The sequence below is a fragment of the Nonomuraea sp. GTA35 genome, from assembly GCF_041950525.1.
Taxonomy (GTDB): Bacteria; Actinomycetota; Actinomycetes; order Streptosporangiales; family Streptosporangiaceae; genus Nonomuraea.
This window is the reverse complement of sequence record NZ_JBGNUV010000002.1, coordinates 186996-212412: the sequence shown is the minus strand read 5'-3', so window position 1 is coordinate 212412 and position 25417 is coordinate 186996. Positions and strand designations below refer to the sequence as shown.

Below are 25417 nucleotides of genomic sequence, written 5' to 3'. Positions count from 1 at the left end.
CGGAACCTCCCGGTTACTCGCGGACCGCCCCCTGGAGCAGCCCGCGGACGAAGTGGCGCTGGAGGAACAGGTAGAAGATCACGACAGGCGTGGCCACGATGACCGAACCGGCCGCCAGCAGGGTGAAGCCGGAGGTGTACTGCCCCTGGAAGAAGGCCAGCCCCAGCGGCGCCGTACGCAACGACTCGCTGGTCACCATGATCAGCGGGATGAGGAACTCGTTCCACGTCCACATGAACACGAGCACGGTCAGCGTGACCACCGCGGGCCGCGCGGAGGGGAGCAGCACCTGCCACAGGATGCGCCAGCTCGACGCGCCGTCGATGCGGGCCGCCTCGACGATCGCCCGGTTCGAGGCCAGGAAGTACGCCCGCATCCAGAACGTGCCGAACGCCACCGACAGCGCCACCTGCGGCAGCGAGATCGACCAGAACGTGTCGATCAGCCCGAGCGAGCGCAGGTCGAAGTAGAGCGGCACCGCCACGGCCTCGCTCGGCATCATGATCCCGAGCATGAACAGGTAGAACAGCAGGGACCTGCCGCGGAAGCGCATCGTGCCGAACGCGTACCCGCTCATGATGGACAGCACCACGCTGACGACCACGACGAACACCGACACGGCCAGGCTGGTGCGCAGGTAGGAACCGAACCGGCCGATCTCCCAGGCGGCCGCGAAGTTCGCGAGGCCCGCCGTGCCGCCGCTGTCGGCCGGGCCGAGCGCCGCCGACAGGATCACGACGATCGGGTAGAGGGCGAAGGCGGCGAACACCGACAGGATGACGTAGTTGGCCACCCGCTCCCCACGCGAGATCACGAAGCCCTCCCGTGCCAGCGACCGGGCCTCTCAAGCATGCGATCCGCCCTCCCGCGAGTGCGACGCGCGCTCCCGTACGTACGTCGACGCGGGTTCACGTGATCCTCCTGTCCGCGAAGCGGTTGATGCCGAACGAGATCACGAAGATCACCACAGTGAGCGTGACCCCGATCGCCGCCGCCGAGCCGACCTGTCCCAGCCCGAAGGCCCGGTGGTAGACCTCGTACGACGGCACCGAGGTCGAGTCGCCCGGCCCGCCGCGCGTGGTGACGTACACCAGGTCGAACGTGCGCAGCGCGGCGATCACCGTCAGCGTCAGCGCCACCGCGATCTCCGCGCGCACCGACGGCAGCGTCACCGCGAGGAACTCCCGCCACGCCCCGGCCCCGTCCAGCCGCGCCGCCTCGTACAGCGACAGGGGGATGCGGCTCATCCCGGCCAGCAGCAGCACCGTCACCAGCCCCGTCTCGAACCACGTGCCGACCACCCCCACCGCGGGCAGCGCGAACGTGTAGTCGCCCAGCCAGCCGCGCGTCAGCGAGTCCAGCCCGAGCGCGCCGAGCAGCGAGTTGAGCGAGCCGTCGGGCGCGTACACGCGCCGCCACGCCACCGCCACCACCACCATGGCGATCACCTGCGGCAGGAACACGACGGTGCGGAAGAACCCCAGCCCGCGCACCTTGGCGTGGTTGAGTATCGCGGCCAGCGCCAGCCCGATGACCAGCGGCCCGGCGGCGTAGAACACGATCAGCACCAGGGCGTGCGCGAACGCCGCCCGCAGCCCCTCGTCCGCGACGATGGCCACGTAGTTGTCCAGCCCGGCCCAGGTGCCGAGCGACAGGCCGTCCCAGTCGTACAGGGAGATCTGCACGGCCCGGCCGATCGGATACAGCAGGAACAGCGCGTAGACGGCGAAGGCGGGCAGCAGGTACAGGTAGGCGACGCGACGGGGCTCGCCGGGGGGTGCCGCCATGTTCAGCCGTTGCTCTCGGCGAAGGTCTTGTAGTCCTTCTCCAGGGTGGCGAGGAACTCCTGCGGCGCCGCCTTCTTGGCGAGCAGGTCCTGCAGGGCCGCGCCGAGGGTGTCGGCGAAGGTGGGGGTGGCGTAGTCGAGGTACGGCACCAGCCCGTCCTTCCCGCTCACCGTCCCGAACGCGGTGAACACGTCCTTCTGCGGCCCCTCCGCCACCGTCTGCGCGGAGGTGTCGGCGACCGGCAGGTTGCCGGTCTCGGCGAGCACCTTCATCGCCTCGGCGTCGGTGATGAAGTCGATGTACGCCGCCGCCGCGTCCGGGTGCGGGCTCTTGGCCGTGATCGCGAACGGCAGCCCCGTCCCTCCGGTCGCCACCGGGGCGGCGTCGGCCGTGGCGCCGGGCGGCAGCATGAACCCGAGGTCCGCGCCGAGCGCCTTCTGCAGGTCGGCCAGCAGCCAGGTGCCCGCGATCAGGAAGACGCCCTGCCCCTTGCCGAACGCCTGCCACGCCGCGTCGTACCCCTGCCCGTTGAAGCCCTTGGCGAAGTACCCCTTGTCTACCCAGCTCACGAGCTGCTCGGCGGCCTTGACGTTCCCGGGCGTGTTCCAGGAGGCGCCCTTGCGGCCGAAGGCGAGCGTGCCGATCTGGTCGGGCGGCACGGTGCGGCCCTGCACGGTGCCGAACACGTGCACGGCCGGCCACTTGTCGAGGTTGCCGAACTGCAGGGGCACCTCGCCGGCCGTCTTCGCCCTGTCCAGGGCCGTCTCGAACTCGGCCCACGTCCTCGGCGGCTCCAGCCCGAGCCCCTTCAGCTTGGCGGCGTTGTAGAAGACGCCGACGACCTCGCCGACCTGCGGCAGGCCGTACAGGTTGCCCTCGCCGAAGAGCTTGCCGTCGGCGCTGTAGCGCGAGTAGCGCAGCACCGACTCCGGGTAGCGCCGCTTCCAGCCGTACGCCTCGGCGTAGGCGTCCAGCGGGCGGAGCTGGCCCGCCTTGACGAACGCCCCCATGGAGGAGCGGCCGTTGTTGGCCTCCACCACGTCGGGCGGCTCGTTGCCGCCCAGCGCCAGGCGCAGCGTGGTGTTCAGGTCGTCGAAGGAGCGGGAGACCCTGTTCAGCTTGATGTTGGGGTACTTGGCCTGGAAGGCGGCGTTGAGCTTCTCCATCTGGGCGGCCTGACCGCCGCGGACCTCCTGGTCCCAGACGGTCAGGGTGACGTTCCCGAGCGCGGCGGCGTCGGTGCGGACGGCCGTGGCGGTCACCCGGGGCGAGGAGGGCGGAGGGGCGGAGGAGCCGGGCGCGCACGCGGCCGAGCACACGGCCACCACGCCCGCGGCGACCACGGCCAGCGCCCTGACGCGCCCTCGCGGGGTCCGGGCCGGTGCCCTGACGCCCTGCTGCGGGGTCCGGGCCGGCGCTCCGGCCTCGTGCGGCTGTCGCTTGTGGGGGGTCAACGGCTTACTCCTTCTGCGCGGGCGCGCGAGGCGCATCCGGGTCCCCGTCGCCGGAGGGGTTCTCGCCGGCGGGGTGGGTCACGGTCTGGTCCGCCCGCTTCCCCGGTACGGCCGGCACCATGCCGACGTCGGCGTACCGGGCGATGGTGGCGGCGGCGCGGCGCACGGCCCCCACCGGGACGGACGGCACCAGCCGTTCGAGGAAGGCGTAGCGGCGGGCCAGCGCGTTGCCGTACGCGCCGCTGTGGTCGGCGGCGGCCCGCACCTCGTGCCACCAGTCGGCGATGTCGCCCCACCCGGGCGCGGCCAGCGAGCCGCCGAACTGCTGCACCGCCAGCGCCGCGCACACCCCGGCGAACGCCAGCCGGTCGGCCAGCGGCCAGTGGCACAGCGTGCCGAGCACGATCCCGGCGCCGAACACGTCGCCCGCGCCCGTCGGGTCCAGCGCCGTCACCCGGGGCGCGGGCACGAACGCCTCCTCGCCCGTCGTCGAGTCGATCGCCATGGCGCCGTTGGGCCCGTCGGTCACCACGGCCAGCGGCACCTTGTCGGCGATCGCGTACAGCGCGTCCCTGGGCGTGTCCGTGCCGGTGTAGGCCATGGCCTCGGTCGCGTTCGGCATGAACGCGTGGCAGACGTCGAGCTGGTCGAGCACCGAGCGCGACCAGGCGCCCGACGGGTCCCAGCCCACGTCGGCGAAGACGAGCGAGCCCTCGCGGCGCGCCAGCTCCGCCCAGTTGCGCGCGCTGCCGGGCTCGCCCAGCGGCTCCTCGGCCGACAGGCTCACGATCACCGCGCGGGAGCGCGGCGGGGAGCCGATCATCTCGGAGGCCGGCATGGGGGCGGGATGGCCGTGCGTGACCATGCTGCGGTCGCGGTCGACCGCCATGGAGACCGTCACCGGCGAGTGCCAGTGCTCGAACCGCCTGGACCTGGACAGGTCCACCGCCTCCTGCTGCTCCAGCGTGCGCCAGCAGAAGTCGCCGTAGTCGTCGTCGCCGAACGCGGCGGCCAGCGACGTGCGCAGCCCCAGCCGGCTGGTCGCGATGGCCAGGTTGGCGATGCCGCCGGGGCACGAGCCCATGCCCTCGGCCCAGATCTCCGTGCCGGCGGCGGGCATGGCCGGCAGGCCGGTGAAGATGATGTCCAGGAAGACGGTGCCGGCCAGGAAGACGTCGAACTGCGGACCCTCCGGGGTGCGCTCGCCGGCGAGAGGGTCGTACGCCTGGACAGACACGGGAATAGGTCCTCCTCGACACACCGTCGGTTGTGCGCAATCTTGCACGTTTGCTCGAACACTTCAAGTGCATGATGCTTACTTCTGCGCGAATTTGACTGATAGGATCCCGCTGTGCTCCAGCGCCTCCGGCATGCCGAGATCATGCGCCGCGTCCGCACGTCAGGCGCCACGAGCGTGCGCGATCTCGCCAGCCAGCTCGGCGTGAGCCCGTCCACCATCCGCAGGGACCTCGAGGTGCTCGACCGCGACGGCACCCTGCGCCGGGTCAGGGGCGGCGCGCTGCCCTGCCCGGAGCTGCCCTGCGCCGACGCCGACGCCCACCGGCCGTTCGCCGAGGTGGCCGGCGCGGACGGGCAGGACAAGGAGGCGGTGGCCGCCCGCGCCGCGCGGCTCGTCGCCGACGGCGACGTGGTCCTGCTCGACATCGGCACGACGACGATGCGGCTGGCCAGGCGGCTGCGCGGGCGCCGGGTCACCGTCGTCACCTCCAGCCTCGCCGTCCTCGACGTGCTGCGCTCCGACCCCGAGGTGGAGCTGCTGCTGCTCGGCGGCATGGTGCGCAGGGCGTACCACTCGCTGGTCGGGGTGCTGACCGAGGGCGCGCTGAGCCAGGTGGTGGCCGACCGGGTGTTCCTGGGCGCCAGCGGGGTGCGCCCCGACGGGCAGCTCGTGGACACCACGCTGGCCGAGGTGCCGCTCAAGCGGGCCATGATCGCGGCGGCGGGGCAGGTGGTGCTGCTGGTGGACCGGCACAAGTTCCCCGGCACGGGCGCGCTACGGGTGTGCGGGCCCGAGGACATCGACATGATCGTCACCAACGACGGCGCCGACGAGGCCACGCTGCGCGTCTGCGCGGCCGCGGGCGCCGAGATCCTGCTGGCGTGAAGGGGTGAGGATGAGGCTGGCCGTTCTCGGCGGCGGGGGGTTCCGGGTCCCGCTGGTGTACGGTGCGCTGCTGCGCGATGCCACCAAAGCGCGGGTGGAGGAGGTGGTGCTGTACGACGTGTCGCCCGAGCGGCTGGAGGCCATCTCGCACGTGCTGCGCGGCCTGGCCGCGGGCCATGACGACCCACCGGCCGTGCGTACCACGACCGACCTCGACACGGCGCTGCGCGAGGCGAGCTTCGTCTTCTCCGCCATCCGGGTGGGCGGGCTGGCCGGCCGCACCGCCGACGAGCGCGTGGCGCTGGAGCTGGGCCTGGTCGGGCAGGAGACGACCGGGGCGGGCGGGGTCGCGTTCGGGCTGCGTACGGTGCCGGTCGCGGTCCGGGTGGCGGAACGGGTGGCCGCGCTCGCGCCGGACGCGTGGGTGATCAACTTCACCAACCCCGCCGGGATGATCACCGAGGCGATGCGCCGGGTGCTCGGCGACCGCGTGATCGGCATCTGCGACTCGCCCGTCGGGCTGGTCCGGCGGGCCGCCGCCGCCCTCGGCCTCGACCCCGCGCGCGTCTCGCCCGGCTACGTGGGGCTCAACCACCTCGGCTGGCTGCGCGGCCTGACGTTCGAGGGGCGGGACGTGCTGCCCCGGCTGCTCGCCGACGACGACCTGCTGCGGCAGGTCGAGGAGGCACGGCTGCTCGGACCCGACTGGGTGCGGGTGCTGGGGGCGCTGCCGAACGAGTACCTGTACTACTACTACCTCACCCGGGAGGCGGTGGCGGCCGGCTCGGGGCGTACCCGCGGGGAGTCGCTGCTGGAGCAGCAGGACCGCTTCTACGCCGCCGCGCTGGCCCGCCCGGGGGAGGCGCCGGCCGAGTGGGCGCGGGCGCGCAGGGAGCGCGACAGCACGTACATGGCCGAGGCCCGCGACACCACGGGCGCCGGCGAGCGCTCGGCCGCCGACCTGGAGGCGGGCGGGTACGAGGGCATCGCGCTCGCCCTCATGGCCGCCCTCGCCCGCGGCGAGCCCGCCACCATGATCCTCAACGTCCGCAACGGCACGGCGGTGCCGGGGCTGCCGGAGGAGGCCGTCGTGGAGGTCCCCTGCGCGGTGGACGCCGCCGGCGTCCGCCCGCTGGTCACCGGGCCGCTGCCCGGGCGCTTCCTGGGGCTGATGCAGCAGGTCAAGGCGGTGGAGCAGACGGCCATCGAGGCGGCGCTGACCGGGTCGTCGCGGCTGGCGGTGGCGGCGTTCGCGCTGCACCCGCTGGTGGACTCGGTGACGACGGCCCAGCGGCTGCTGGACGGCTACCGCGCCCGCGTCCCCGAGCTCGCGGCCGTCTTCCCCTCCTGACCGGCCCGCTCAGGAGGGGGTGAGGGGGGCACGGCGGGTGAAGCGGGCCGTGGCGAAGCGCCAGGCGATCCTGCCCGGTGTCAGCCAGCGCACCCGGGCCCCGTTGCGCGCCCGGCTCACCACCCGGTCCGCCGGCCACGGCGGTCGGTGCCGAGACCCTCCATGTTCCACACGTGCCCGCCGCCCTGCGCCGCCATGCGGGCTCGCGGACGTGCGGGACCCCGTGATCACGATGGTGCTCATCCGCCCGCCTCCAGCCTGGCCGCCGCCGTGGCCTTGATGCCGCTCTCCAGGAAGCGCCCGATGACCTGCCGCTCCTCGGCGGTGAACGCCTCGATCGCCTCCGTCAGATGCCGTCCGAGCGGGGCGAAGAAGCGGCGGGCGAGCGCGGCGGCCTGCTCGTTGAGCGTGACCTCGACCTTGCGCCGGTCGGTGGCGCTGCGCCGTCGCTCGACGTGCCCGGCGTGCTCCAGGCGGTCGATCAGCGCGGTGGTGGCGGGCGGGCTGAGGTTGAGCGCCGCGCCCAGGCCGCCCGGGGTGAGCGGGGTGCCGGCGCGGGCCGCGTCGAGGATGACGACGAGGGCGTTGAGGTCCGTACGGTGCAGCCGGTGCTGCGCGGCGAAGCGTTCGGCGAACCGGTCGCTCTCCACGTTCAGCGCCCTCATCAGCACCATCAGCTCGTACGCGTCAGGCGCGCCCCCGTTCGCTGTCATGCCCACTATCATTCCATGATGGAAAGTTTCCATGATGGAAATACTTGAACGGAGTCCTCCCATGACGGCGCTGCGGAACGTCAGCGCGGGCCGCGCCCTGCTCATCGGCGTGGCGGCCAGTGCCGCCATGACCGGGCTGATCTGGCTGCTCGGCGGGCGGTTGCAGGGCATCGAGCTGCTGCCCGACCAGGGCGCCTCCTGGTACTACTGGAAGCTGCCCGACCCCACGCTCTGGACCCGGCTGTCGGCCTGGCTCGGCTACGCGGCCCACCAGATCGCGTTCTGGTGGCTGATCCACCACGCCCGGACCAGGGTCCGCCGCTACACCGGCGGCCTGCACCCGGTCAACGTCGTCGCGCTGGCCGTCAACACCGCGTTCATCGCCCTGCACGTCCTGCAGACCCACCTGTTCTACGACGGGCTGGCGCAGGACGTGTCGATCTTCAGCTCGCAGGGCTCGGTGATCCTGCTGCTGGTGGCCGTGCTGCTCATGGAGAACCGGCGGCGCGGCCTCTTGCTCGGCAGGCCCGCCCCGCTCGGCCGGGCCGTCGTCGACTTCGCCCGCCGCTACCACGGCTACCTGTTCAGCTGGGCCGCGGTGTACACCTTCTGGTACCACCCGGCCGAGGCCACCTCCGGGCACCTGATCGGCTTCTTCTACATGTTCCTGCTGCTCCTGCAGGGCTCGCTCTTCCTCACCAGGGCGCACACCAACCGATGGTGGACCTTCACCCTGGAGGCCATGGTCGCCGTGCACGGCACGCTGGTGGCCGTCATGACCTCCGGCCCCGGCGGGGCGTGGCCGATGTTCCTGTTCGGCTTCCTCGGGGTGTTCGTGCTCACCCAGATGCACGGGCTGGGGCTCTCCGCCGCCGTCCGGTGGGCGCTGGCCGCCTGCTACGTGGCCGCCGCCATGCTCGTGTACGGGCTGCGCGGTGAGCTCGGGGCCGCGGCGGGCGAGGCGGTCAGGATCCCCGCGATCGAGTACGTCCTGGTCGGCGTGCTGGCGCTGCTGCTCTGGCTCGGCCTGCGCACCGCCGCGCTCTTCAGGCGCCCGGCCCCTTCACCGGCTCCTTCACCGGCTCCTTCACCGGCTCCGTCATCGGACTCTTCGCCGGATCCGTCGGCAGCTCCGCCCGGCGCGCCGCGAGCCGGGTGAGCCGGTCCGGCCTGGCACCGGCGCGCGCGGGACGTTTCCCGGGGGTGCGGGCCGCCGGGATCACTTGTCGTACCAGGGCTTGCCGTCCGCCCAGTGCCGCACCCAGCCGGCGAAGCCCGGCTCGCCCGTGGTGTGGCCGAACTCGGCGCCGAAGGGGGCGGCGCCCTCGCCGGTGATCTGCCAGACGTGACCGCGGTGGGGGCCGGTGACGATCAGGTGCCAGTACATGCCGCAGCCGTCCGTGCCCAGCACGATCGAGCCGTGGTCGTAGACCGGCCCGAGCAGCGCCTCGATCTCCTCCTCCGGGCGCGGGTCGTCCTCCCACACCCACGGCCGCGTCAGCGGGAACGGCTCGGCCGGCAGCCGCCGGGGCCGGCCGTCGCCCCAGTCGTCGGGCAGCTCGGCCAGCGGCTCCAGCCCGAAGTCCGGCGGGCCGGTGTGGGAGCCGTCGCAGATCTCGGCCACGAACGTGCGGTACGGCTCGGGCAGGACGATCCCGTGCTCGGCCTCGAAGGCGCGGACGGCGTCCCATCCCAGGGGCGGCCCGCCGCCGGGGAAGGCCGCCCGCAGTGCGGCGAGGTCGTCGGGGCTCGCGTGGTCGGTGTTCACGGTCACCATGATCACACCTCGGCGGGGCCGGCGGCGCCCGCCACCGGCCCGGTCCCGCCGGTCAGGCCCCCCAGCCGTGGCTCTTCATGAGCCGGGCCGCGACCCGGGCGAACCGCCGGCCGTCGAGCACCGCGCCCTCGCGCCTGATGTCGTCCTCGTCCAGCACGAACACCCGGTCCAGCCGCAGGTACGACACCCGGCCGTCACGCCCCCACGCCCCCACCTCCAGCCAGTCGGGCCCGTCGTCGCCCTTGCTGGAGAGCATCATGCCCAGCAGCCTCCGGCCCGTACGCCCCACCACCAGTAGCGGCCGGTCCTTGCCCCGGGCCGGGTCCTCCTCGTACGGCACCCACGCCCAGACGATCTCGCCCGGGTCGGCCAGGCCGTCGAGGTCGGGGGAGTAGGCCAGGGTGACCGCCTCCCGCAGGGAGTGGATCTCGCGTACCGCACCCCGGACCGGCCGGGGGTCCTCACCTTGATCGCGCATCCACCGGAGCATACGGATCCACCGGGCCCCGGGCCAGCCCGGCGAGGAACGCCCGCACGTCCTCGGCGAGCGGGGTCGGGCGCCTGGCCTTCCTCGACGTGGACTTCGAGGTGCTGGAGCCGGTCGAGCCCGAGGAACGGCTGCGCGCGCCCGGCAGCCGCCCGATCTCTGTCTAGAATATCGTTCTGTGACGTCAGCGTTCTTCACGCGCAAGCGGGACGAGCTCGTCCCCGCGCCCCACGCCCGCGGCCCCTGGTCCCCCGACATGCTCCACGGCCGCCTGCTCGGCGGGCTGGCCGCCCGCGCCCTGGAGGAGCGCTACGCCGAGCCCGGCCTGCGCTTCGCCAGGCTGACCGTCGATTTGTTCCGCAACAGCCCGATGTTGCCCGTCACCGTGGAGACCACGCTGATCAGGGACGGGCGCAGGATCCGCGTGGCCGACGCCGTGATCTCCACCGAGCAGGGCGTGATCGCGCGGGCCGGCGCCGTGCTGCTGCGCGAGAGCGAGCAGCCCGACGGCGAGCGGGCGCTGGTCACCCCCGCCTGGGACGAGCCGCCGCCCGCCGCGCCGCCGGCGCAGGGCGACGGCTGGCGGCCGCCGTTCGACCTGTGGTGGGTGACGCCCTTCGGCGAGCCGGGCCGGGCCTGGATGCGCGAGAAGCACCCGCTGGTGGACGACGAGCCGCTGACCCCGTTCGTACGGACCGCGCTGGCCGCCGACTTCGCCAGCCCGCTCGCCAACGCCCAGCGCGACGGGCTGCGGTTCATCAACGCCGACTACACGCTGACGCTGGCCAGGCTCCCCGAGGGCGACCTGGTCGGGGTCGAGTCCACCGGGCACGTCAGCGCCGGCGGCGTCGCCACAGGTCAGGTGACCATGCACGACACCGCCGGGCCCATCGGCTTCTGCGTGGTGACGGCGCTCGCCAACCCGGTGATCGGCGGGCGCTGAACGGACGGACGAGGGCTACGCCGGCCGCTCCGCGCGGTCGCCGGACCAGTCGGTGTGGAAGGCGCCCTCCTTGTCCACCCGGCGGTAGGTGTGCGCGCCGAAGAAGTCGCGCAGCCCCTGCACCAGCGCCGCGGGAAGGCGGTCGCGGCGCAGCCCGTCGTAGTAGGCCAGGGCCGAGGAGAAGCCGGGCGTCGGCACGCCGATCTGCACCGCCGTGGTGACCACGCGCCGCCACGACTCCTGCGCCGCCTCCAGCGCGCCCGCGAACGTCGGGTCGGCCAGCAGCGTCGGCAGGTTCGGGTTCGCGTCGTACGCCTCCCGGATCCGGTCCAGGAACTTGGCCCGGATGATGCACCCGCCCCGCCAGATCGTGGCCATGGCGCCCAGGTCGAGGTCCCAGCCGTACTCCTTCGAGGCCGCCGCCATCTGGTCGAAGCCCTGGGCGTAGGCCACGATCTTGGAGGCGTACAGGGCCTGCCGCACGTCCTCGATCAGCTCGCGCCCGCCGACCCCGGACAGCTTCGGCCCGGCCAGCGGCTGCGCCGCCGAGCGCTGTTCCGGGTGGCCCGACAGGGCCCGCGCGAACGTGGCCTCCGCGATGCCCGTCACCGGCACGCCCAGGTCGAGCGCGCTCTGCACGGTCCACCGGCCGGTGCCCTTCTGCTCGGCCTGGTCCACCACGACGTCCACGAACGCCTTGCCCGTCTCGGCGTCCACCTGGTCGAGCACCTCGGCGGTGATCTCGATCAGGTACGAGTCGAGCTCACCCCGGTTCCACTCCCTGAACACCTCGGCCAGCTCCGCCGGCGTCGCGCCCAGGGCCTGCCGCAGCAGGTCGTACGACTCGGCGATGAGCTGCATGTCCGAATACTCGATGCCGTTGTGCACCATCTTCACGAAGTGCCCGGCGCCGTCGGGGCCCACGTGCACCGAACACGGCACGCCGTCCACCTTGGCCGAGATGTCCTGCAGGATCGGGCCCAGCGCCTCCCACGACTCCTTCGAGCCGCCCGGCATGATGCTCGGGCCGTTCAGCGCGCCCTCCTCGCCGCCGGAGATGCCGGTGCCGACGAAGTGCAGGCCGCGCTCGCGCAGCGCCGCCTCGCGCCGCCGGGTGTCCTCGAAGTGCGCGTTGCCGCCGTCGACGATCATGTCGCCCGGCTCCATCAGGTCGGCGAGCTGGTCGATCACCGCGTCGGTGCCGGCGCCCGCCTTCACCATGATGATCGCGCGCCGTGGCCGCTTCAGCGAGGCCACGAAGGCGGCGAGGTCCTCCGACGGGATGAAGGTGCCCTCCCCGCCGAACTCCTTCACCAGTTGCTCGGTACGGCTGTGCGACCGGTTGTGCACGGCCACCGCGTACCCGTGCCTGGCCAGGTTGCGGGCCAGGTTGCGCCCCATGGTCGCCAGACCGGTGACGCCGATGTCTGCCAAGTCCATCTCAGCTCCTCTTCGGGGAATACGCATGATCCAGCTCACGGGTTCGCAGGGATATTCCCACGCCGTTCACCCGCTCAATCGCTCTGCCGGACGCCGAGCTCGTCGAGGCGGTCCAGCATGTCCGCCGGGTCGGCGTACACCATGAACGCGCCCGCGCGCTCCAGCTCGTCCCTGCCGTAACCGCCCGACAGCAGCCCGATGCCCAGCGCGCCGGCCCGGCGGGCGGCGAGCAGGTCCCAGACGCTGTCGCCCACCACCATGGCATGCGCCGGATCCACCCCGGCCAGCGCCGCACCGGCCAGGAACAGGTCGGGGTCCGGCTTGGCGCGCCGCACCAGGTCACGCGTGACCATCGGCGTGTCCTCCGGCAGCCCCAGCATGCCCAGCGCGAGGCGGGCCGTGCGGGCGTAGCCGCTGGTGCAGATCGCCCACGGCACGCCGCGCGCGGTCAGCTCGGCCAGCAGCTCGCTCGCGCCGGGCAGCGGCTTGACCGAGTGGACCTGCTGCTCGTACGCGTCGGCGTGGGTGCTCTGCAACTCGTCGATCTGCTCCCGGGTCAGCTTGAGGCCGGTCTCGCGCAGCAGCGCGCTGACGAACAGCCCGCCGCTCATGCCGATGCGGCGGTGGATCCGCCACACCGACAGGTCGATGCCCATCCCGGACAGCGCCTGCCGCCAGGCCACCACGTGCTGGTAGACACTGTCGATCAGGGTGCCGTCCAGGTCGAACAGGAACGCGGGCGTGGGTGCCTCCGGGAAGTCGTACATGCGTCCATGACACCATGGGCGACATGCGGATCATCATCGCGGGGGGACACGGGAAGATCGCGCTGCGGCTGGCCGCCCGGCTCGCGTCGGGAGCGGTGGGGCTCGTACGCGATCCGGCGCACGTCGCCGACGTCGAGGCGACCGGGGCCGAGGCGGTGGTGTGCGACCTGGAGCGGGCGAGCGTCGAGGAGGTCACGCGGATCGTCGAGGGCGCCGACGCCGTCGTGTTCGCGGCCGGCGCGGGCCCCGGCAGCGGCGCGCCGCGCAAGGACACCGTGGACCGCGGCGCGTCCGTGCTGCTCGCCGAGGCGGCCGAGCGGGCGGGCGTGCGGCGGTTCATCCAGATCTCCTCGATGGGCGCGGGCAAGCCGCCCGCGCCCGGCCGTGACGAGGTGTGGGCCGCCTACATCAAGGCCAAGACCGAGGCCGAGCAGGACCTGCGCGCCCGCGACCTCGCCTGGACCATCCTGCGGCCGGGCCGCCTGACCGACGAGCCCGGCACGGGGCTGGTGCGGCTGGCCCCCGAGGTGCCGCCGGGCGCGGTGCCGCGCGACGACGTGGCCGCCGTCATCGTGGCGCTGCTGGACAACCCCGGCACGGCCGGGCGGACGCTGGAGCTCGTCTCCGGCGACACGCCGATCATCGACCTCGTCGCGTCGAACGAGTGACGTCCGCGAGCTGAATGCTTTGCCGATTGCTGGCAATGACATGCGGCATGTGCGGCTAGATGTCCCCTGAGCGCGAGGGGGAACCAGTGATGTCCGACATGCCGTTCAGATCGTTCTTCGGCGGAGACCCGTTCCGCGGGTTCGAGGAGCTCACCGGCCGGGTGTTCGGCGGCATGGAGGGCTGGCCGCCGTCCCGGCCCGGCGTCCAGCGGGTGGACGTGGGCCGGCTGCTCAGCGCCGAGGCCAGGCAGGTGCTGAGCCGGGCGGTGGAGGGCGCGGGCCGGCGTGGCGCGGCCGACCTCGACGTGCTGGACCTGCTCGACGCGCTGATCGACACCGACTCCGGGCAGGCGCTGCTGCGCACGGCAGGGGTGGACGCGGGACGGCTGCGCGACCGCATCGACGCCGCCGCCGGCCCCGGCGAGGCCGCCGAACCGCCCACCACGCTGTCCCCGGCCACCAAGCGGGCCATCCTCGACGCCCAGCGCATCTCCCGCGCCCTGCGGTCGTCGTACATCGGGCCCGAGCACCTGCTGCTCGCGCTGGCCGCCAACCCCGACTCCACCGCCGCCCGCCTCCTGCAGGAGCAGGGCGTCTCGGCGAACGAGCTGCAGCAGGCCATGGTGTCCGGGGCGGCCGGCCGGCACGCCAGGCAGTACGGAGGCGGCGACGGCCGCCGGACCGGCGACACCCCCTCGCTCGACGAGTACGGCCGCGACCTCACCGAGGAGGCCAGGCAGGGCCGCATCGACCCGGTCGTGGGCCGCGAGGACGAGATCGAGCAGTGCATCGAGGTGCTGTCGCGGCGCACCAAGAACAACCCGTGCCTGATCGGCGAGCCCGGCGTGGGCAAGACCGCCATCGTCGAGGGCATCGCCCAGCGCATCGTGAACGGCAGCGTGCCCGACACGCTCAAGGACCGCCGCGTCGTCGCGCTCGACCTGACCGGGATGGTGGCCGGGACGAAGTACCGGGGCGAGTTCGAGGAGCGCATCAAGAAGGTCATCGACGAGGTGCGGGCGCACGCCGACGAGACCGTCGTCTTCATCGACGAGGTGCACACGCTGGTCGGCGCCGGCTCCGCCGAGGGCGGCATGGACGCGGCGAACATCCTCAAGCCCGCCCTGGCCCGCGGCGAGCTGCACGTCGTCGCCGCCACCACCATCGACGAGTACCGCAAGAACATCGAGAAGGACGCCGCGCTTGAGCGCCGCTTCCAGCCGATCCTGGTCCCCGAGCCGACCGTGGAGCAGACGGTCGAGATCCTGGCCGGGCTGCGCGACACGTACGAGGCGCACCACCAGGTCCGCCTCACCGACGAGGCGCTGCACGCGGCGGCGAGCCTGTCGGCCCGCTACATCCCCGACCGGTTCCTGCCCGACAAGGCCATCGACCTGGTCGACCAGGCCTCGGCCCGGGTGCGGCTGCGCTCGCGCACGCCCGGCAGCGACGTGCGGGAGCTGGAGGAGCGACTCGACGCGCTGCGCCGCGACAAGGACCAGGCCGTCGCCGGCGACGACTTCGACCGCGCCAAGGAGCTGACCACGCAGATCGACAAGCTCCGCCCCGAGCTGGAGCGGGCCAGGCACGGCACCGATGCCGTGCCGCAGGTGATGGTCGAGGACATCGCCGAGGTCGTCTCCCGCCGCACCGGCATCCCCGTCACCCAGCTCACCGAGCAGGAGCGCGACCGCCTCATGCGCCTGGAGGAGCACCTGCACGAGCGCGTCATCGGCCAGGACCAGGCCGTCGTCGCCATCGCCGAGGCGGTACGCAGGGCCAGGGCCGGGCTGTCGGACCCGAACCGCCCGATCGGCAGCTTCCTGTTCCTCGGCCCCACCGGCGTCGGCAAGACGGAGCTGGCCAGGGCCCTGGCGGCGGCGCTGTTCGGCGGCGAGGACCACATGGTGCGCATCGACATGAGCGAGTTCCAGGAGCGGCACACGGTCTCGCGGCTGATCGGCGCGCCGCCCGGATACGTCGGCTACGAGGAGGCGGGGCAGCTCACCGAGGCCGTCCGCCGCCGCCCGCACGGCGTGATCCTGCTCGACGAGATCGAGAAGGCCCACCCCGACGTCATGAACATCCTGCTGCAGATGCTCGACGACGGCCGCCTGACCGACGGCCAGGGCCGCACGGTCGACTTCACCAACACGATCGTCATCATGACCAGCAACATCGGCGCCCAGATCATCCTGGAGGCCACCGGAGACGTCGAAGAGCAGCTCATGGACCTGCTGCGCCGCTCGCTGCGGCCCGAGCTGCTCAACCGCATCGACGAGACGATCGTCTTCGAGCGGCTGGAGCGCGAGCAGCTCCGCCAGATCGTGGACCTGCTGCTGGAGCGCACCCGCCAGCGGCTGCGCGGCCAGGACGTCACGCTGGAGGTCACGGACGCGGCCAAGGACTGGCTGGCGGAGCGCGGCTACCAGCCGGAGTTCGGCGCCCGGCCGCTGCGCCGCACGGTGCAGCGGGAGCTGGACAACCGGCTGTCGACGATGCTGCTCACCGGAGAGGTGGTGGAGCACGGCAAGGTGACGGTGGACGTGGCGGACGACCAGCTCCGGCTGCAGGCGCACAACCCGGAGCCGGCCACCTGACGGGTCAGCTCGTCTGACGGGCCGGCCGCCTGATGGGCCGGCCGCTGGGCGGACGCGGCGCGGGAGGTCAGTCGAGCGCGGCGCGGGCCCGTTCGCGGCACTCCTCCAGGGTGAGGGCGGCGAGCGCCTCCCGCACCGCCGGGACGCACACGGGCGCCATGGACAGGCTCGTCACGCCCAGGCCCACCAGCAGGGGCGCGAGCAGCGGGTCGCCCGCCGCCTCGCCGCACACCCCGACCGGCTTGCCCGCCCGCCTGCCCGCCTCCGCGCACAGCGCGATCAGCTCCAGCAGCGCCGGCTGGCGGGGGTCCAGGAGGTCGGCCAGGCCGAAGTGCTGGCGGTCGGCGGCGAAGGTGTACTGCGCCAGGTCGTTGGTGCCGATGCTGAGGAAGTCGACCTCCTGCAGCAGCCTGCCCGCGCGCAGCGCCGCCGCCGGCACCTCGACCATCACGCCCACCTGCGCGATGCCCTTGGCGCGGGCCCGGCGGGCGAAGTCGCTCGCCTCCCCGACCGTGGTGACCATGGGCGCCATCACCCACGGTTCGGCCCCCGCCTGGCGCGCCGCCGCGGCGATCGCGTCGAGCTGGGTGTCCAGGACGTCCGGCAGCAGCCGGTCCACGCGCAGGCCGCGCACGCCCAGCGCCGGGTTCTGCTCCCGCGGCAGGCCGAGGAAGGGCAGCGGCTTGTCGGTGCCGGCGTCGAGCGTGCGCACGATCACGTGCTCCGTCCGGTCGAACACCTCCGCGTACGCGGCCACCTGCTCCTCGAACGACGGCGGCTGCCTGCGGTCGAGGAACAGGAACTCCGTCCTGAAGAGCCCCACCCCTTCAGCACCCGTCCCCCCGGCGTCCACCCCTTCAGCGCCGCCCGTCCGCCCGGCGCCGGCCTCCGCGGCGCCCGCTCCCGCGCCGCGCGGTGCCAGGTCGGCGGCCGAGCCGATGTTGAGCAGGAGCTTGACCGCATGCCCGTCGGCGGTCACGCCCGGGCCCCGGCTCGTCCGGAGGCGGTCCCTGCGGGCGGTCTCGGTCCGGGCGACCTCGGCGGTCTCCCGCTGGGTGAGGCCGATCGCGACCTCGCCGGTGCCGCCGTCCACGCCGATCACCGTGCCGTCGGCGAGGCCGCAGACGCCCTCGCAGGCCACGACGGCGGGCAGGCCCCTGGCCCTGGCCAGGATCGCGGTGTGGCTCGTCGGCCCGCCGTGCTCGGTGACCAGCGCCAGCACGTCGGGGCCCAGGCCCGCGGTGTCGGCGGGGGAGAGGTCCGTGGCGACCAGCACGTACGGGTGGCCGGGGGAGGGCAGGCCGGGCATCGGCAGGCCCAGCGCGGCGGCCACCGCGCGGTGCCTGAGGTCGTCGAGGTCGGCGGCCCGCTCGGCCAGGTAGCCGCCGAGCTGGGCCAGGGCCTCCCGGTGCCTGGCGAAGGCCGCGTCCAGGGCGTGGGCGGCGTCGGCGCCGTCGCCGGTGAGCCGCTCGGCCTCCTCCAGCAGCACCGGATCCTCGGCGATCATGGCGAGGGCCTCCAGGATCTCGGCCGCCTCGCCGCCGGCGGCCAGGGCGCGCCGGTTCAGCTCGGCGGCGACCGCCTCCAGAGCCTTGGCCACGGTGGCCGCCTCGGCGCCCGGGTCGGTGACGATCCTGGGCGCGGGCAGCTCCGGCGGGTCGGCCAGCCGGATCATCGGCCCGGCCGCCCGTCCCTGGCTGACCCCCAGCCCGGTGAGCCGCCCGGCGGCGCCCTCCCACGGGCCGCCGCTGTCAGGCATCGGGGGCCTCGTCCGCGTCCAGGTCGCGGGCCAGCAGCGCGGCCAGCGCGTCCAGCGCCTCCTCCGCCCCAGGCCCCTCGGCCTCCAGCGTGACCTCCGTGCCCTGCACGACGCCGAGCGACAGCACCCCCAGCATGCTCTTGGCCGGCACCGCCTTCTCCCCGGCCCGGATCGTCACCGGCACCCCCGACTTCACCGCCGCCTGCACGAACAGCTTCGCGGGACGGGCGTGCAGGCCGCTGGCAGAGGCCACGACCACCGTTCGCCGCGCCATCACGACCTCCTCCAGGGTTCTATGGTGACCTTGATGGCCGCGCCACGGCTGACCAGGTCGATCCCGTCCAGCACGCGCGGCAGCGGCAGCCGGTGGGTGATCAGGTCCGACACCGTCACGGCGCCCTCGGCCACCAGCCGCAGCGCCTGGGCGTTGTGGGCAGGGCTGGAGCCGTTCGCGCCGACGACGGTCAGCTCCCGGTAGTGCACGAGGTTCGAGTCGAGCGCGATGATCGGGTTGTCCTTGGGCAGCCCGCCGAAGAAGCTGATCCGCCCCTGCCGGGCCGCCATCCGCACGGCCTGCTCCTGCGCCGCGCCGGAGGCCGCCGCCGTGATCACCACGTCGGCGCCCCGGCCGCCGGTCAGCTTCAGCACCTGCTCGGCGGGGTCGGCGTCGATGGCCGCGTCGGGGCGGACGAGCTCGGCGGCCATCGCCAGGCGCTCGGCGTTGACGTCCACGAGGAACACCCGGTTCGCCCCGCGCGCCCGCGCCAGCCGCACGTGCAGGCAGCCGATCGGGCCCGCGCCCATCACGACCACGTCGTCACCCGGCCCCACGCGGGCCAGCTCCTGGCCGTTCAGCACGCACGCGAGCGGCTCGGCCACCGACGCCTCGGCGAAGCCGACCCCGTCGGGGATGGCGTTGACGCCGTCCACGGCCAGCACCTTCGCCGGGACGATGAGGTATTCGGCGAACCCGCCGTCGTAGTGGTAACCCATCGACTCCTGGTTCGGGCACACCGTACGGCGGCCCGCCACGCAGTCCGGGCACGTGCCGCACGGGATCGCGGCGATCACCTGCACCCGCGCGCCCGTGTCCACCACCTCGCCGGCGATCTCGTGGCCCATCACGCGCGGCGGCACGATGTGGTGGTGGCCGTACTTGAAGATCTTGGCGTCGGTGCCGCAGGTCGAGCAGTTGCGTACCCGGATCTTCAGCTCGCCGGGACCGGCGACCGGCTCCGGCGCGTCCTCGATCCTGATGTCGCCGGGCGCGTGGAAGCGCGCGACCTTCATGCTGTCAGCTCCTTGATGACGTCGGAGACCTCGGTGGCCTCGCGCAGTGCCCGCGCCCGGTCGGGGTCGAGCAGGATCTCGGCCAGCGTCGCCAGCAGCGGCACGTGACCGTTGTCCTTGGCGGCGATGCCGACGCAGAGCGTGACGTGCTCGCCGTCCCAGTCGACGCCGCCGGGGAAGCGCACGACGCAGATCGCGTCGCGGACGACGTCCCCCTTGGAGGCGTTCGTGCCATGCGGGATGGCCACGCCCTCGCCGACGTAGGTGGAGATCGACCGTTCGCGCTCCAGCATCGCCTCGATGTACGGCTCCGCGACCGCGCCCACGTCGACCAGCGCCCGCCCGCACCGCCGGATGGCCGCGGCGCGGTCGGGGACGCTCTCGTGCAGCAGCACGGCCCGCGGGTCGAGCAGGTCGTCACGCATCGACCGTGCCGCCGTTCTTGATGGTGTTCACCAGCCGGGTCACCGCCGGGTCGCCGAGGAAGATCTGGAACGACACCAATACCTTCCCCGGTGCGGCCGCCTTCGCACGCGCGGCCAGGCCCGCGTGGCACAGGACCACGTCGGCGTCGTCGGGGATGGAGTTGACCGGGGTGTGCTCCACGATCACGCCGGTCTCCTTGAGCTGCTTCTTGAGCTGGGAGGCGAGCATGACGCTGCTGCCCATGCCCGCGTCGCAGGCCACGATGATCTTGCGGATGTCCTTGCTGTCGATGCCTGCCATGGCTCAGCTCTCCTTCTGGGTGGTTGCTGCGGTTCCGGCCTCTTCGGGCTCGGCCTTCTCGCCCCTGCCGAAGCCCATCAGGACGGCGGCGACGGCGAACGTCACGCCGGTCGCCACGAGGATTCCCAGGCTGGAGCCGAGCCAGCCGCCCTTCGGGGTGACCGCGAGGTAGGCGAAGATGCTGCCGGGTGAGGGCGTGGCGACCAGGCCGGCGCCGGTGACCATGAACGTGAACACCCCGGCGGCGCCGCCCGCGATGACGGCCAGGATGAGGCGGGGCTTCATGAGGACGTACGGGAAGTAGATCTCGTGGATGCCGCCGAAGAAGTGGATGATCATCGCTGCGGGCGTGGTCGGCCGCATCGCGCGCGGGCCGAACAGCAGGAACGCCAGCAGCAGGCCGAGCCCGGGCCCGGGGTTCGACTCCAGCATGAACAGGATCGACTTGCCCGTCTCCGCGGCCTCGGCCACGCCCAGCGGGCTCAGCACGCCGTGGTTGATGGCGTTGTTCAGGAACAGCACCTTGGCCGGCTCGATCAGCACGGAGGCGATCGGCAGCAGGTTGTTGGTGATCAGCCACTCGACCGCGTTGCCCGCCGCGGTGGTGACCGCCTGGACGACCGGGCCGATGCCGTAGAAGCCGACCACGGCCATCGCGCCGCCCACGATGCCGGCGGTGAAGTTGTCCACCAGCATCTCGAAGCCGGCCTTGGTGCGCTCCTCCGTGAACTTGTCCACATATTTCAGGATCAAGGCGGTGAGCGGGCCGATGATCATGGCGCCGAGGAACATCGGGGACTCCGTGCCCACCACGACGCCCATCACCGCCACGGCGCCGACGACCGCCCCGCGCTGCCCGTGCACCATTCGGCCGCCGGTATAGGCGATGAGGACCGGGAGCAGGGTGCCGATGATCGGGCCGACCAGCTTCGCGAGGTCCTCGTTGGGCAGCCAGCCGGTCGGGATGAACAGCGCGGTGATCAGGCCCCAGGCGATGAACGCGCCGATGTTCGGCATGATCATGCCGGCCAGATGGCCGCCGATGCGCTGGATGGTGGCCTTGACTCCGGTCCCGGTGACCGGAGGGGTGTAGGTGTCGGCCATGGACGTGCTCCTTCGGGGGGTTGAGCAGCCGCTTCCTTATCGGGGGGATGCCGTGGTGAGGGGGCGGCCGGGGTCGGTCGGGCGGATGGCGACGGCGGCCCGGCCGATGACCCGGTCGATGTCGGCGGGGCCCGGCATGCGGCTGCCGGGCAGGCGTACGGCGGCCGCGCCCCAGGCCAGGGCTTGTTTCAGCGCCTCGGGCCCGGAGCCTCCCGCGGCGAGGAAGCCGGCCAGCATGGCGTCGCCGGCGCCGACGGAGCTGCGCGGCTCGGTCACGGCGGCCTCGCCGTACCAGGTGCCGCCCTCCTCGACGAGCACGGCGCCGTCGGCGCCCAGGCTGGCCAGCACCGTACGCGCTCCGGCGGCCCGCAGCTTGCCCGCGGCCTCGGCCACGTCGCCCAGGTTGCGGATCGGCATGCCGGTGGCCGCCGACAGCTCCTCCAGGTTCGGCTTGACCAGGGCAGGAGCGGCGGCGAGGGCGCAGGAGAGCGCGGGGCCGCTGGTGTCGACCGCCACGTGGATGCCCGCGCCGGCGAACCTGCGGCACAGCCGGGCGTACACGTCGGCGGGCACCTCGGGCGGCAGGCTCCCGGACGCCACCACCCAGTCGGCCCCCTGCCCGTCCGAGTGGGCGGCGGCGAGCACGGCGTCGGCGATCGTGTCGAGCTCGGCGGGCGACAGCGCGGTGCCCGGCTCGTTGATCTTGGTGACGGTGCCGTCGGGCTCGGCGAGCGTCACGTTCGACCGGGTCGGGCCCGTCACGGGGACCGTCACCATGTCGAGCCCCTCGGCGGCCAGCAGGCGGACGAGCTGCCTGCCCTCGTCGCCGCCGTACGGGATCACCGCGCGGCTGGCGACGGCGTTGGCCAGCAGGGCGCGCGAGACGTTCACGCCCTTGCCGCCGGGGTCGAGGTGGGCGGCGGCGGCGCGGATGACCGCGCCCCGGTCGAGCGAGGCGATCTCGATGGTGCGGTCGAGGCTGGGGTTCAGGGTCAGGGTGAGGATCATGCCCTGATCACCTCCGGGCCCGCCCCCGCCAGGTCGGCGGCGAGCGACACGTCCAGCCCGGTGTCGGTGATCACCACGTCGATCTCGCCCAGCTCGGCGAACGTGGACAGGTACGTGTTGCCGAACTTCGTGTGGTCGGCCAGCAGCACGCTGCGCTGCGCGGCCTTGACCATGGCCCGCTTGATCGCCGCCTCCGCCGGGTCGGGCGTGGTCAGGCCCCGGCTCAGCGAGCAGCCGTTGGTGGCCATGAACGCCACGTCCACGTTGAGGTAGGCCAGTGGGCGCAGCGCCCAGTCGTCCACCGTCGCGAGGGTCTTGCCGCGGACCCGGCCGCCCAGCATGATCACGTGCAGGTTGGCGCGGGCGGCCAGCACGGTGGCCAGCGGCGGGGAGTTGACCACGACGGTCAGCTCCCGGTCGGCGGGCAGCACCTGCACCAGGCGGCCCGTGGTGGTGCCCGCGTCGATGATCACGGACCCGTCCTCGGGCAGCTCGGCCAGCGCCGCCTTGGCGATGCGCTCCTTCTCGGCCGTCATGACCTCGTCGCGGGTGGCCAGCGCGGGCTCGAACCCCAGCCGCTCCACGGGGATCGCGCCCCCGTGCACGCGGCGCAGCACCCCCGCCCGTTCCAGCGACGTCAGGTCGCGGCGGATCGTCTCCGTGGTCACGTCGAGCTCGGCGGCCAGCGTCACCACGTCGACGCGGCCCGCGGCCCGCGCCCTCCGCAGGATCTCCTGCTGCCGCTCCTCGGCGTACATGATGTTGATTCACCGCCGTTTCGAGTTGGTTTCCCCTGTGTTTATACCCGCTTTCGTTGGTCGGTCAAGGGTGGGCAGGCGGAATCTGGTAGTTATAGGCAGGTGCGAATCAAGCCCCTGGCCGTGGCCCCCGTCGTCGCCGTCGCTGCCGCCGCCTCGCTCCTGAGCCCCGCCCACGCCGCCGAGGCGGTCGGGCCGCCCCGGGTCCCGGCCGGGACGACGGCGGCCTGGGTGGTGTTCGACCGGCAGGCCGGCAAGATCGTCGCCACGCGGAACGCGCACAGGAAGTACCGCTCGGCCTCCGTCGTGAAGATCCTCATCGCGATCGACTACCTGGAGCGGCGCCAGAGCGTGCCCGCGGCCGACGCCAAGCTGCTGAAGGTGATGCTGCGCTCCAGCGACGACGACGCGGCCTCCGCCTTCTGGGACCGCCTCGGCAAGGGGCAGATCATCGTCAGGCAGGCACGCAGGCTGGGGCTGTCCGACACGACGCCGCCGCCCGCGTCCAAGCCCGGGTTCTGGGGTTACACGTCGCTGAGCGCGTACGACATCGTGCGCACCTACCGTTACCTGCTCGACAGGGCCGAGCCCCGGGTCAGGGACACCATCCTCGGCCACCTGCGCCGGTCCACGCCGTGCGGCACCGACGGCTTCGACCAGACCTTCGGCATCCCCGACGGCGTGCCGCGCCCGTGGGCGGTCAAGCAGGGCTGGTCGGGCTTCGGCACGACGCCCCCGGTCAGGTGCGACTCCAGGACGGCGGCCGTCTCGTACACCAGTGACGCCGCGGCGGTCGGGGCGCCCATCTCGTGGGTCGCCCAGCGGGCCACCGGCTCGGGCGTGCCCGACTACGGCCGGCCCGTCCTGCACACGACCGGTCTGGCCGGGCAGGGCGACCGCTTCGTCATGGCCGTGCTGACCGCGCATCCGGTGGGGGGCACCTGGAGCTCCTCGGTCAAGCGCATCACCACGCTCACCCGCGACCTCTACCGCAGCGTCGCCCGCTGACGCCCTGCTCCGCCGCCCGGGCCGCGCCGCGACCACGAGGCGGGCCGGACACGGCCTCGCCACCGCCGCGCGTGGCCGAGCGGCCGCGCCACCGCCGCCTGCGGTGCCTGGCGGCGCGCGCGGCCGGCGACCGCGGCGTGCTGCCGTCGCCGATGCGCAGGCCCCCTGACCGCGGGCGCGTGGCTAGCGGATGAAGGTGAACATCCGTTGGGCGGGCTCCAGCGCCACCTGCGGCCCGGCGTAGCGATGCACCCCGACCCCGTACTTCGTCCCCTCGCCCTCGACCGCGACCCGCTCGAACCCGCAGCCCTCGAACCACGCGCAGATCGCCGGCACCAGGTCGGGCTCGTGCCGCCCCCTCGTCCAGATCACCATCGCGCCGGGCGCGCAGAGCTGCGGCAGGGTGGCGACCGTGCGCCGGATGTCGTCGTCCGTGATGTTCCCGAAGATCCCGCACGCCAGCACGAGGTCCGCCGGCACGGCGCCCGCGTACGACCCCGTCACCGCCGCGTCCCCGCACACCACCTCGACCCCCTCGGGGGCCGCGCTCCTGGCGGCGGCGACGTTGCGCTCGTCCAGCTCGACGAGCCGCGCCCGCACCCGCCCGCGGCGGGGATGCCCTGCCAGCACCGGCAGCAGGTCGCGCCCCTGCCCTGCGCACAGGCTCACGACCCGAGCCGCCCCCTCGTCGAGCGCCGTCCCGACCCACGTGCGCACGATGTCGAGGCGATCCTTCAGCGACGAGCCCGGCTCGTCGTACGCGTCATGCCAGCGCACCCAGTCCTGCTGCGTCATGATCATGATCCTCGTGCAGGACGGCGGAGCGATCAAGGGGTCAGCGCCGCCCGGCGGCGAGTTCCTGCTCCAGCCGCACCTTCCTGGGCACGCACATCCGCCAGGCCTCCAGCACCAGCTCCCGCATCTCCGCCACGTCGATGGCGGCAGTCCGCGCCTCCACCCAGTGGAAACGCAGGTCGGACTCCCGGGGAAGCAGGAACTTCTCCGGCTCGGCGGCCACCAGGGCCGCGCGTTCCTCCTTCGGGAACCCGAATCCCATCAGGGTCTCGTCGCGCGAGAACGCCACGTAGACGATCCTGCCTACGCGGAACTTCACGCGGTCCCTGATGAGGTGCTCCGAGGAGCGCGGGAGCGTGCGCGCGAACTGCCTTACGTCATCGACCGTGACCACACGGCAGACGGTACTACCGGTTGCCCTCCGCCGCCGAGATGTCCGCGAGCGCGGAGTTCGGGTCACGCTCGACGGCCAGGTCGCCGAGGCTGACGACGCCGACCGCGCGGCCGTCCTCGACCACCGGCAGGCGGCGTACGGCGTGCGTGCGCATGAGCTGGACGGCCTGGTCGATGCTGGTGTCGGGGCCGACGGCCTCGACGGACGCGCTGCACGCCTCGCGTACCGGCGTGTCGGGGCCGCGGTCGTCGGCGACCACGCGCACCGTGATGTCGCGGTCGGTGACGATGCCCTTCATGCGGCCGTTGTCGTTGACGATGACCGCTCCGGTGTCGTTGTCGCGCATGAGCGACGCCGCGACGGACACCGGCTGGTCGGCCTCAACCGTCGCCGGGTGAGAAGTCATCACATCTGCCACGGTCTTCGCCATGGGATCCTCCTGTAGATCGGTCCAGCCGACCCC

27 protein-coding genes are annotated in these 25417 nt (G+C 73.2%); 7 read left to right on the top strand and 20 right to left on the bottom strand.

Annotation, left to right across the window (positions count from 1 at the left end; translation table 11 throughout):
- Positions 1–13 precede the first annotated feature (13 nt).
- The 4 genes from ACBJ32_RS07775 to ACBJ32_RS07760 form a co-directional block, all read right to left on the bottom strand.
- Positions 14–814: a carbohydrate ABC transporter permease gene (locus tag ACBJ32_RS07775; RefSeq protein WP_375126124.1), complete on the bottom strand. Its 801-nt coding sequence runs from the start codon at positions 812–814 to the stop codon at positions 14–16.
- A 94-nt stretch (positions 815–908) separates the two neighbouring features.
- Positions 909–1787, bottom strand: coding sequence for a sugar ABC transporter permease (locus tag ACBJ32_RS07770; protein ID WP_357884043.1), 879 nt, complete (start codon positions 1785–1787; stop codon positions 909–911).
- Positions 1788–1789: 2 nt separating this feature from the next.
- Positions 1790–3241, bottom strand: coding sequence for an extracellular solute-binding protein (locus ACBJ32_RS07765; RefSeq protein WP_375126123.1), 1452 nt, complete (start codon positions 3239–3241; stop codon positions 1790–1792).
- A gap of 4 nt (positions 3242–3245) precedes the next feature.
- Positions 3246–4478, bottom strand: a complete 1233-nt coding sequence (locus ACBJ32_RS07760) for a PfkB family carbohydrate kinase (protein ID WP_357884047.1) — start codon at positions 4476–4478, stop codon at positions 3246–3248.
- 114 nt (positions 4479–4592) lie between these two features.
- Between ACBJ32_RS07760 and ACBJ32_RS07755 the strand changes: the two genes are divergently transcribed.
- Positions 4593–5366, top strand: a complete 774-nt coding sequence (locus ACBJ32_RS07755; protein WP_375126122.1) for a DeoR/GlpR family DNA-binding transcription regulator — start codon at positions 4593–4595, stop codon at positions 5364–5366.
- 10 nt (positions 5367–5376) lie between these two features.
- Positions 5377–6717 carry a 6-phospho-beta-glucosidase gene (locus tag ACBJ32_RS07750; RefSeq protein WP_375126121.1) on the top strand — a complete coding sequence of 447 codons (1341 nt, stop codon included), beginning with the start codon at positions 5377–5379 and terminating at the stop codon, positions 6715–6717.
- A gap of 239 nt (positions 6718–6956) precedes the next feature.
- On the opposite strand, the gene ACBJ32_RS07745 is transcribed toward ACBJ32_RS07750, so the two are convergent.
- Positions 6957–7430 (bottom strand): MarR family transcriptional regulator, encoded by a 474-nt coding sequence (locus ACBJ32_RS07745; protein WP_357884055.1) that lies wholly within the window; start codon positions 7428–7430, stop codon positions 6957–6959.
- A gap of 61 nt (positions 7431–7491) precedes the next feature.
- On the opposite strand from ACBJ32_RS07745, the gene ACBJ32_RS07740 reads away from it, so the two are divergent.
- Positions 7492–8589 (top strand): hypothetical protein, encoded by a 1098-nt coding sequence (locus tag ACBJ32_RS07740; protein ID WP_375126120.1) that lies wholly within the window; start codon positions 7492–7494, stop codon positions 8587–8589.
- 60 nt (positions 8590–8649) lie between these two features.
- Here ACBJ32_RS07740 and ACBJ32_RS07735 read toward each other — a convergent pair whose 3' ends face one another.
- Positions 8650–9207 carry an SMI1/KNR4 family protein gene (locus ACBJ32_RS07735; protein ID WP_375126119.1) on the bottom strand — a complete coding sequence of 186 codons (558 nt, stop codon included), beginning with the start codon at positions 9205–9207 and terminating at the stop codon, positions 8650–8652.
- 52 nt (positions 9208–9259) lie between these two features.
- Positions 9260–9685, bottom strand: a complete 426-nt coding sequence (locus ACBJ32_RS07730) for a type II toxin-antitoxin system PemK/MazF family toxin (RefSeq protein WP_375126118.1) — start codon at positions 9683–9685, stop codon at positions 9260–9262.
- A 187-nt stretch (positions 9686–9872) separates the two neighbouring features.
- On the opposite strand from ACBJ32_RS07730, the gene ACBJ32_RS07725 reads away from it, so the two are divergent.
- Entirely contained in the window at positions 9873–10637 is a 765-nt protein-coding gene (locus tag ACBJ32_RS07725) for an acyl-CoA thioesterase domain-containing protein (protein WP_375126117.1), read from the top strand.
- 15 nt (positions 10638–10652) lie between these two features.
- On the opposite strand, the gene gndA is transcribed toward ACBJ32_RS07725, so the two are convergent.
- Positions 10653–12077: an NADP-dependent phosphogluconate dehydrogenase gene (gene gndA / locus ACBJ32_RS07720; RefSeq protein WP_357884065.1), complete on the bottom strand. Its 1425-nt coding sequence runs from the start codon at positions 12075–12077 to the stop codon at positions 10653–10655.
- Between the two features lie 74 nt (positions 12078–12151).
- Positions 12152–12844, bottom strand: a complete 693-nt coding sequence (locus tag ACBJ32_RS07715) for an HAD family hydrolase (protein WP_357884067.1) — start codon at positions 12842–12844, stop codon at positions 12152–12154.
- A 23-nt stretch (positions 12845–12867) separates the two neighbouring features.
- Here ACBJ32_RS07715 and ACBJ32_RS07710 point away from each other — a divergent pair, with 23 nt between their 5' ends.
- On the top strand, positions 12868–13512 hold the full coding sequence (locus ACBJ32_RS07710) for an SDR family oxidoreductase (RefSeq protein WP_357884069.1): 645 nt from the start codon (positions 12868–12870) through the stop codon (positions 13510–13512).
- An 89-nt stretch (positions 13513–13601) separates the two neighbouring features.
- A complete protein-coding gene (locus ACBJ32_RS07705) occupies positions 13602–16112 on the top strand; it encodes an ATP-dependent Clp protease ATP-binding subunit (RefSeq protein ID WP_375126116.1) in 2511 nt (836 codons plus the stop codon).
- A gap of 67 nt (positions 16113–16179) precedes the next feature.
- Here the strand turns inward: ACBJ32_RS07705 and ptsP are convergent, their stop codons facing one another.
- Genes ptsP through ACBJ32_RS07665 form a run of 8 tightly spaced genes read right to left on the bottom strand, consistent with a single transcriptional unit; the run spans position 16180 to position 22757 of the window.
- Positions 16180–17871, bottom strand: coding sequence for a phosphoenolpyruvate--protein phosphotransferase (gene ptsP / locus ACBJ32_RS07700; protein WP_375126115.1), 1692 nt, complete (start codon positions 17869–17871; stop codon positions 16180–16182).
- The gene (locus ACBJ32_RS07695; RefSeq protein ID WP_375126114.1) at positions 17864–18145 is read right to left on the bottom strand and encodes an HPr family phosphocarrier protein; all 282 of its coding nucleotides are present in this window, start codon (positions 18143–18145) and stop codon (positions 17864–17866) included. The genes ptsP and ACBJ32_RS07695 overlap by 8 nt, the downstream gene beginning before the upstream one ends.
- On the bottom strand, positions 18145–19161 hold the full coding sequence (locus ACBJ32_RS07690) for a zinc-dependent dehydrogenase (RefSeq protein WP_375126113.1): 1017 nt from the start codon (positions 19159–19161) through the stop codon (positions 18145–18147). The genes ACBJ32_RS07695 and ACBJ32_RS07690 overlap by 1 nt, the downstream gene beginning before the upstream one ends.
- Positions 19158–19586 carry a PTS sugar transporter subunit IIA gene (locus tag ACBJ32_RS07685; RefSeq protein ID WP_375126112.1) on the bottom strand — a complete coding sequence of 143 codons (429 nt, stop codon included), beginning with the start codon at positions 19584–19586 and terminating at the stop codon, positions 19158–19160. The genes ACBJ32_RS07690 and ACBJ32_RS07685 overlap by 4 nt, the downstream gene beginning before the upstream one ends.
- Positions 19579–19887: a PTS lactose transporter subunit IIB gene (locus ACBJ32_RS07680; protein ID WP_375126111.1), complete on the bottom strand. Its 309-nt coding sequence runs from the start codon at positions 19885–19887 to the stop codon at positions 19579–19581. The genes ACBJ32_RS07685 and ACBJ32_RS07680 overlap by 8 nt, the downstream gene beginning before the upstream one ends.
- 3 nt (positions 19888–19890) lie before the next feature.
- Positions 19891–20991, bottom strand: coding sequence for a PTS mannitol transporter subunit IICB (locus ACBJ32_RS07675; RefSeq protein ID WP_357884081.1), 1101 nt, complete (start codon positions 20989–20991; stop codon positions 19891–19893).
- Between the two features lie 36 nt (positions 20992–21027).
- Entirely contained in the window at positions 21028–21999 is a 972-nt protein-coding gene (pfkB, locus tag ACBJ32_RS07670; protein ID WP_375126110.1) for a 1-phosphofructokinase, read from the bottom strand.
- Positions 21996–22757, bottom strand: a complete 762-nt coding sequence (locus ACBJ32_RS07665; protein ID WP_185106023.1) for a DeoR/GlpR family DNA-binding transcription regulator — start codon at positions 22755–22757, stop codon at positions 21996–21998. Before ACBJ32_RS07665 ends, pfkB begins: the two co-directional genes overlap by 4 nt.
- A gap of 102 nt (positions 22758–22859) precedes the next feature.
- On the opposite strand from ACBJ32_RS07665, the gene ACBJ32_RS07660 reads away from it, so the two are divergent.
- On the top strand, positions 22860–23765 hold the full coding sequence (locus ACBJ32_RS07660; protein ID WP_375126109.1) for a hypothetical protein: 906 nt from the start codon (positions 22860–22862) through the stop codon (positions 23763–23765).
- A 183-nt stretch (positions 23766–23948) separates the two neighbouring features.
- Here ACBJ32_RS07660 and ACBJ32_RS07655 read toward each other — a convergent pair whose 3' ends face one another.
- From ACBJ32_RS07655 to ACBJ32_RS07645, 3 genes are read right to left on the bottom strand one after another with little or no spacing between them, the layout of a single operon-like run.
- Entirely contained in the window at positions 23949–24560 is a 612-nt protein-coding gene (locus ACBJ32_RS07655; protein WP_375126108.1) for a class I SAM-dependent methyltransferase, read from the bottom strand.
- Positions 24561–24600: 40 nt separating this feature from the next.
- Complete coding sequence (locus ACBJ32_RS07650; RefSeq protein ID WP_375126107.1) at positions 24601–24954, bottom strand: MmcQ/YjbR family DNA-binding protein; 354 nt, start codon at positions 24952–24954, stop codon at positions 24601–24603.
- Between the two features lie 13 nt (positions 24955–24967).
- Positions 24968–25384 (bottom strand): CBS domain-containing protein, encoded by a 417-nt coding sequence (locus tag ACBJ32_RS07645; protein WP_375126106.1) that lies wholly within the window; start codon positions 25382–25384, stop codon positions 24968–24970.
- Between the last annotated feature and the right edge of the window lie 33 nt (positions 25385–25417).

Coding starts and splice junctions, on each gene's coding strand:
- ACBJ32_RS07695 (WP_375126114.1), bottom strand. CDS start 18,145: ATGGCGCGGCGAACGGTGGTCGTGGCCTCTGCCAGCGGCCTGCACGCC.
- ACBJ32_RS07770 (WP_357884043.1), bottom strand. CDS start 1,787: ATGGCGGCACCCCCCGGCGAGCCCCGTCGCGTCGCCTACCTGTACCTG.
- ACBJ32_RS07735 (WP_375126119.1), bottom strand. CDS start 9,207: ATGGTGACCGTGAACACCGACCACGCGAGCCCCGACGACCTCGCCGCA.
- ACBJ32_RS07675 (WP_357884081.1), bottom strand. CDS start 20,991: ATGGCCGACACCTACACCCCTCCGGTCACCGGGACCGGAGTCAAGGCC.
- ACBJ32_RS07690 (WP_375126113.1), bottom strand. CDS start 19,161: ATGAAGGTCGCGCGCTTCCACGCGCCCGGCGACATCAGGATCGAGGAC.
- ACBJ32_RS07645 (WP_375126106.1), bottom strand. CDS start 25,384: ATGGCGAAGACCGTGGCAGATGTGATGACTTCTCACCCGGCGACGGTT.
- ACBJ32_RS07745 (WP_357884055.1), bottom strand. CDS start 7,430: ATGACAGCGAACGGGGGCGCGCCTGACGCGTACGAGCTGATGGTGCTG.
- ACBJ32_RS07705 (WP_375126116.1), top strand. CDS start 13,602: ATGTCCGACATGCCGTTCAGATCGTTCTTCGGCGGAGACCCGTTCCGC.
- ACBJ32_RS07710 (WP_357884069.1), top strand. CDS start 12,868: ATGCGGATCATCATCGCGGGGGGACACGGGAAGATCGCGCTGCGGCTG.
- ACBJ32_RS07665 (WP_185106023.1), bottom strand. CDS start 22,757: ATGTACGCCGAGGAGCGGCAGCAGGAGATCCTGCGGAGGGCGCGGGCC.
- pfkB (WP_375126110.1), bottom strand. CDS start 21,999: ATGATCCTCACCCTGACCCTGAACCCCAGCCTCGACCGCACCATCGAG.
- ACBJ32_RS07680 (WP_375126111.1), bottom strand. CDS start 19,887: ATGGCAGGCATCGACAGCAAGGACATCCGCAAGATCATCGTGGCCTGC.
- ACBJ32_RS07715 (WP_357884067.1), bottom strand. CDS start 12,844: ATGTACGACTTCCCGGAGGCACCCACGCCCGCGTTCCTGTTCGACCTG.
- ptsP (WP_375126115.1), bottom strand. CDS start 17,871: ATGCCTGACAGCGGCGGCCCGTGGGAGGGCGCCGCCGGGCGGCTCACC.
- ACBJ32_RS07750 (WP_375126121.1), top strand. CDS start 5,377: ATGAGGCTGGCCGTTCTCGGCGGCGGGGGGTTCCGGGTCCCGCTGGTG.
- gndA (WP_357884065.1), bottom strand. CDS start 12,077: ATGGACTTGGCAGACATCGGCGTCACCGGTCTGGCGACCATGGGGCGC.
- ACBJ32_RS07685 (WP_375126112.1), bottom strand. CDS start 19,586: ATGCGTGACGACCTGCTCGACCCGCGGGCCGTGCTGCTGCACGAGAGC.
- ACBJ32_RS07740 (WP_375126120.1), top strand. CDS start 7,492: ATGACGGCGCTGCGGAACGTCAGCGCGGGCCGCGCCCTGCTCATCGGC.
- ACBJ32_RS07655 (WP_375126108.1), bottom strand. CDS start 24,560: ATGACGCAGCAGGACTGGGTGCGCTGGCATGACGCGTACGACGAGCCG.
- ACBJ32_RS07730 (WP_375126118.1), bottom strand. CDS start 9,685: ATGCGCGATCAAGGTGAGGACCCCCGGCCGGTCCGGGGTGCGGTACGC.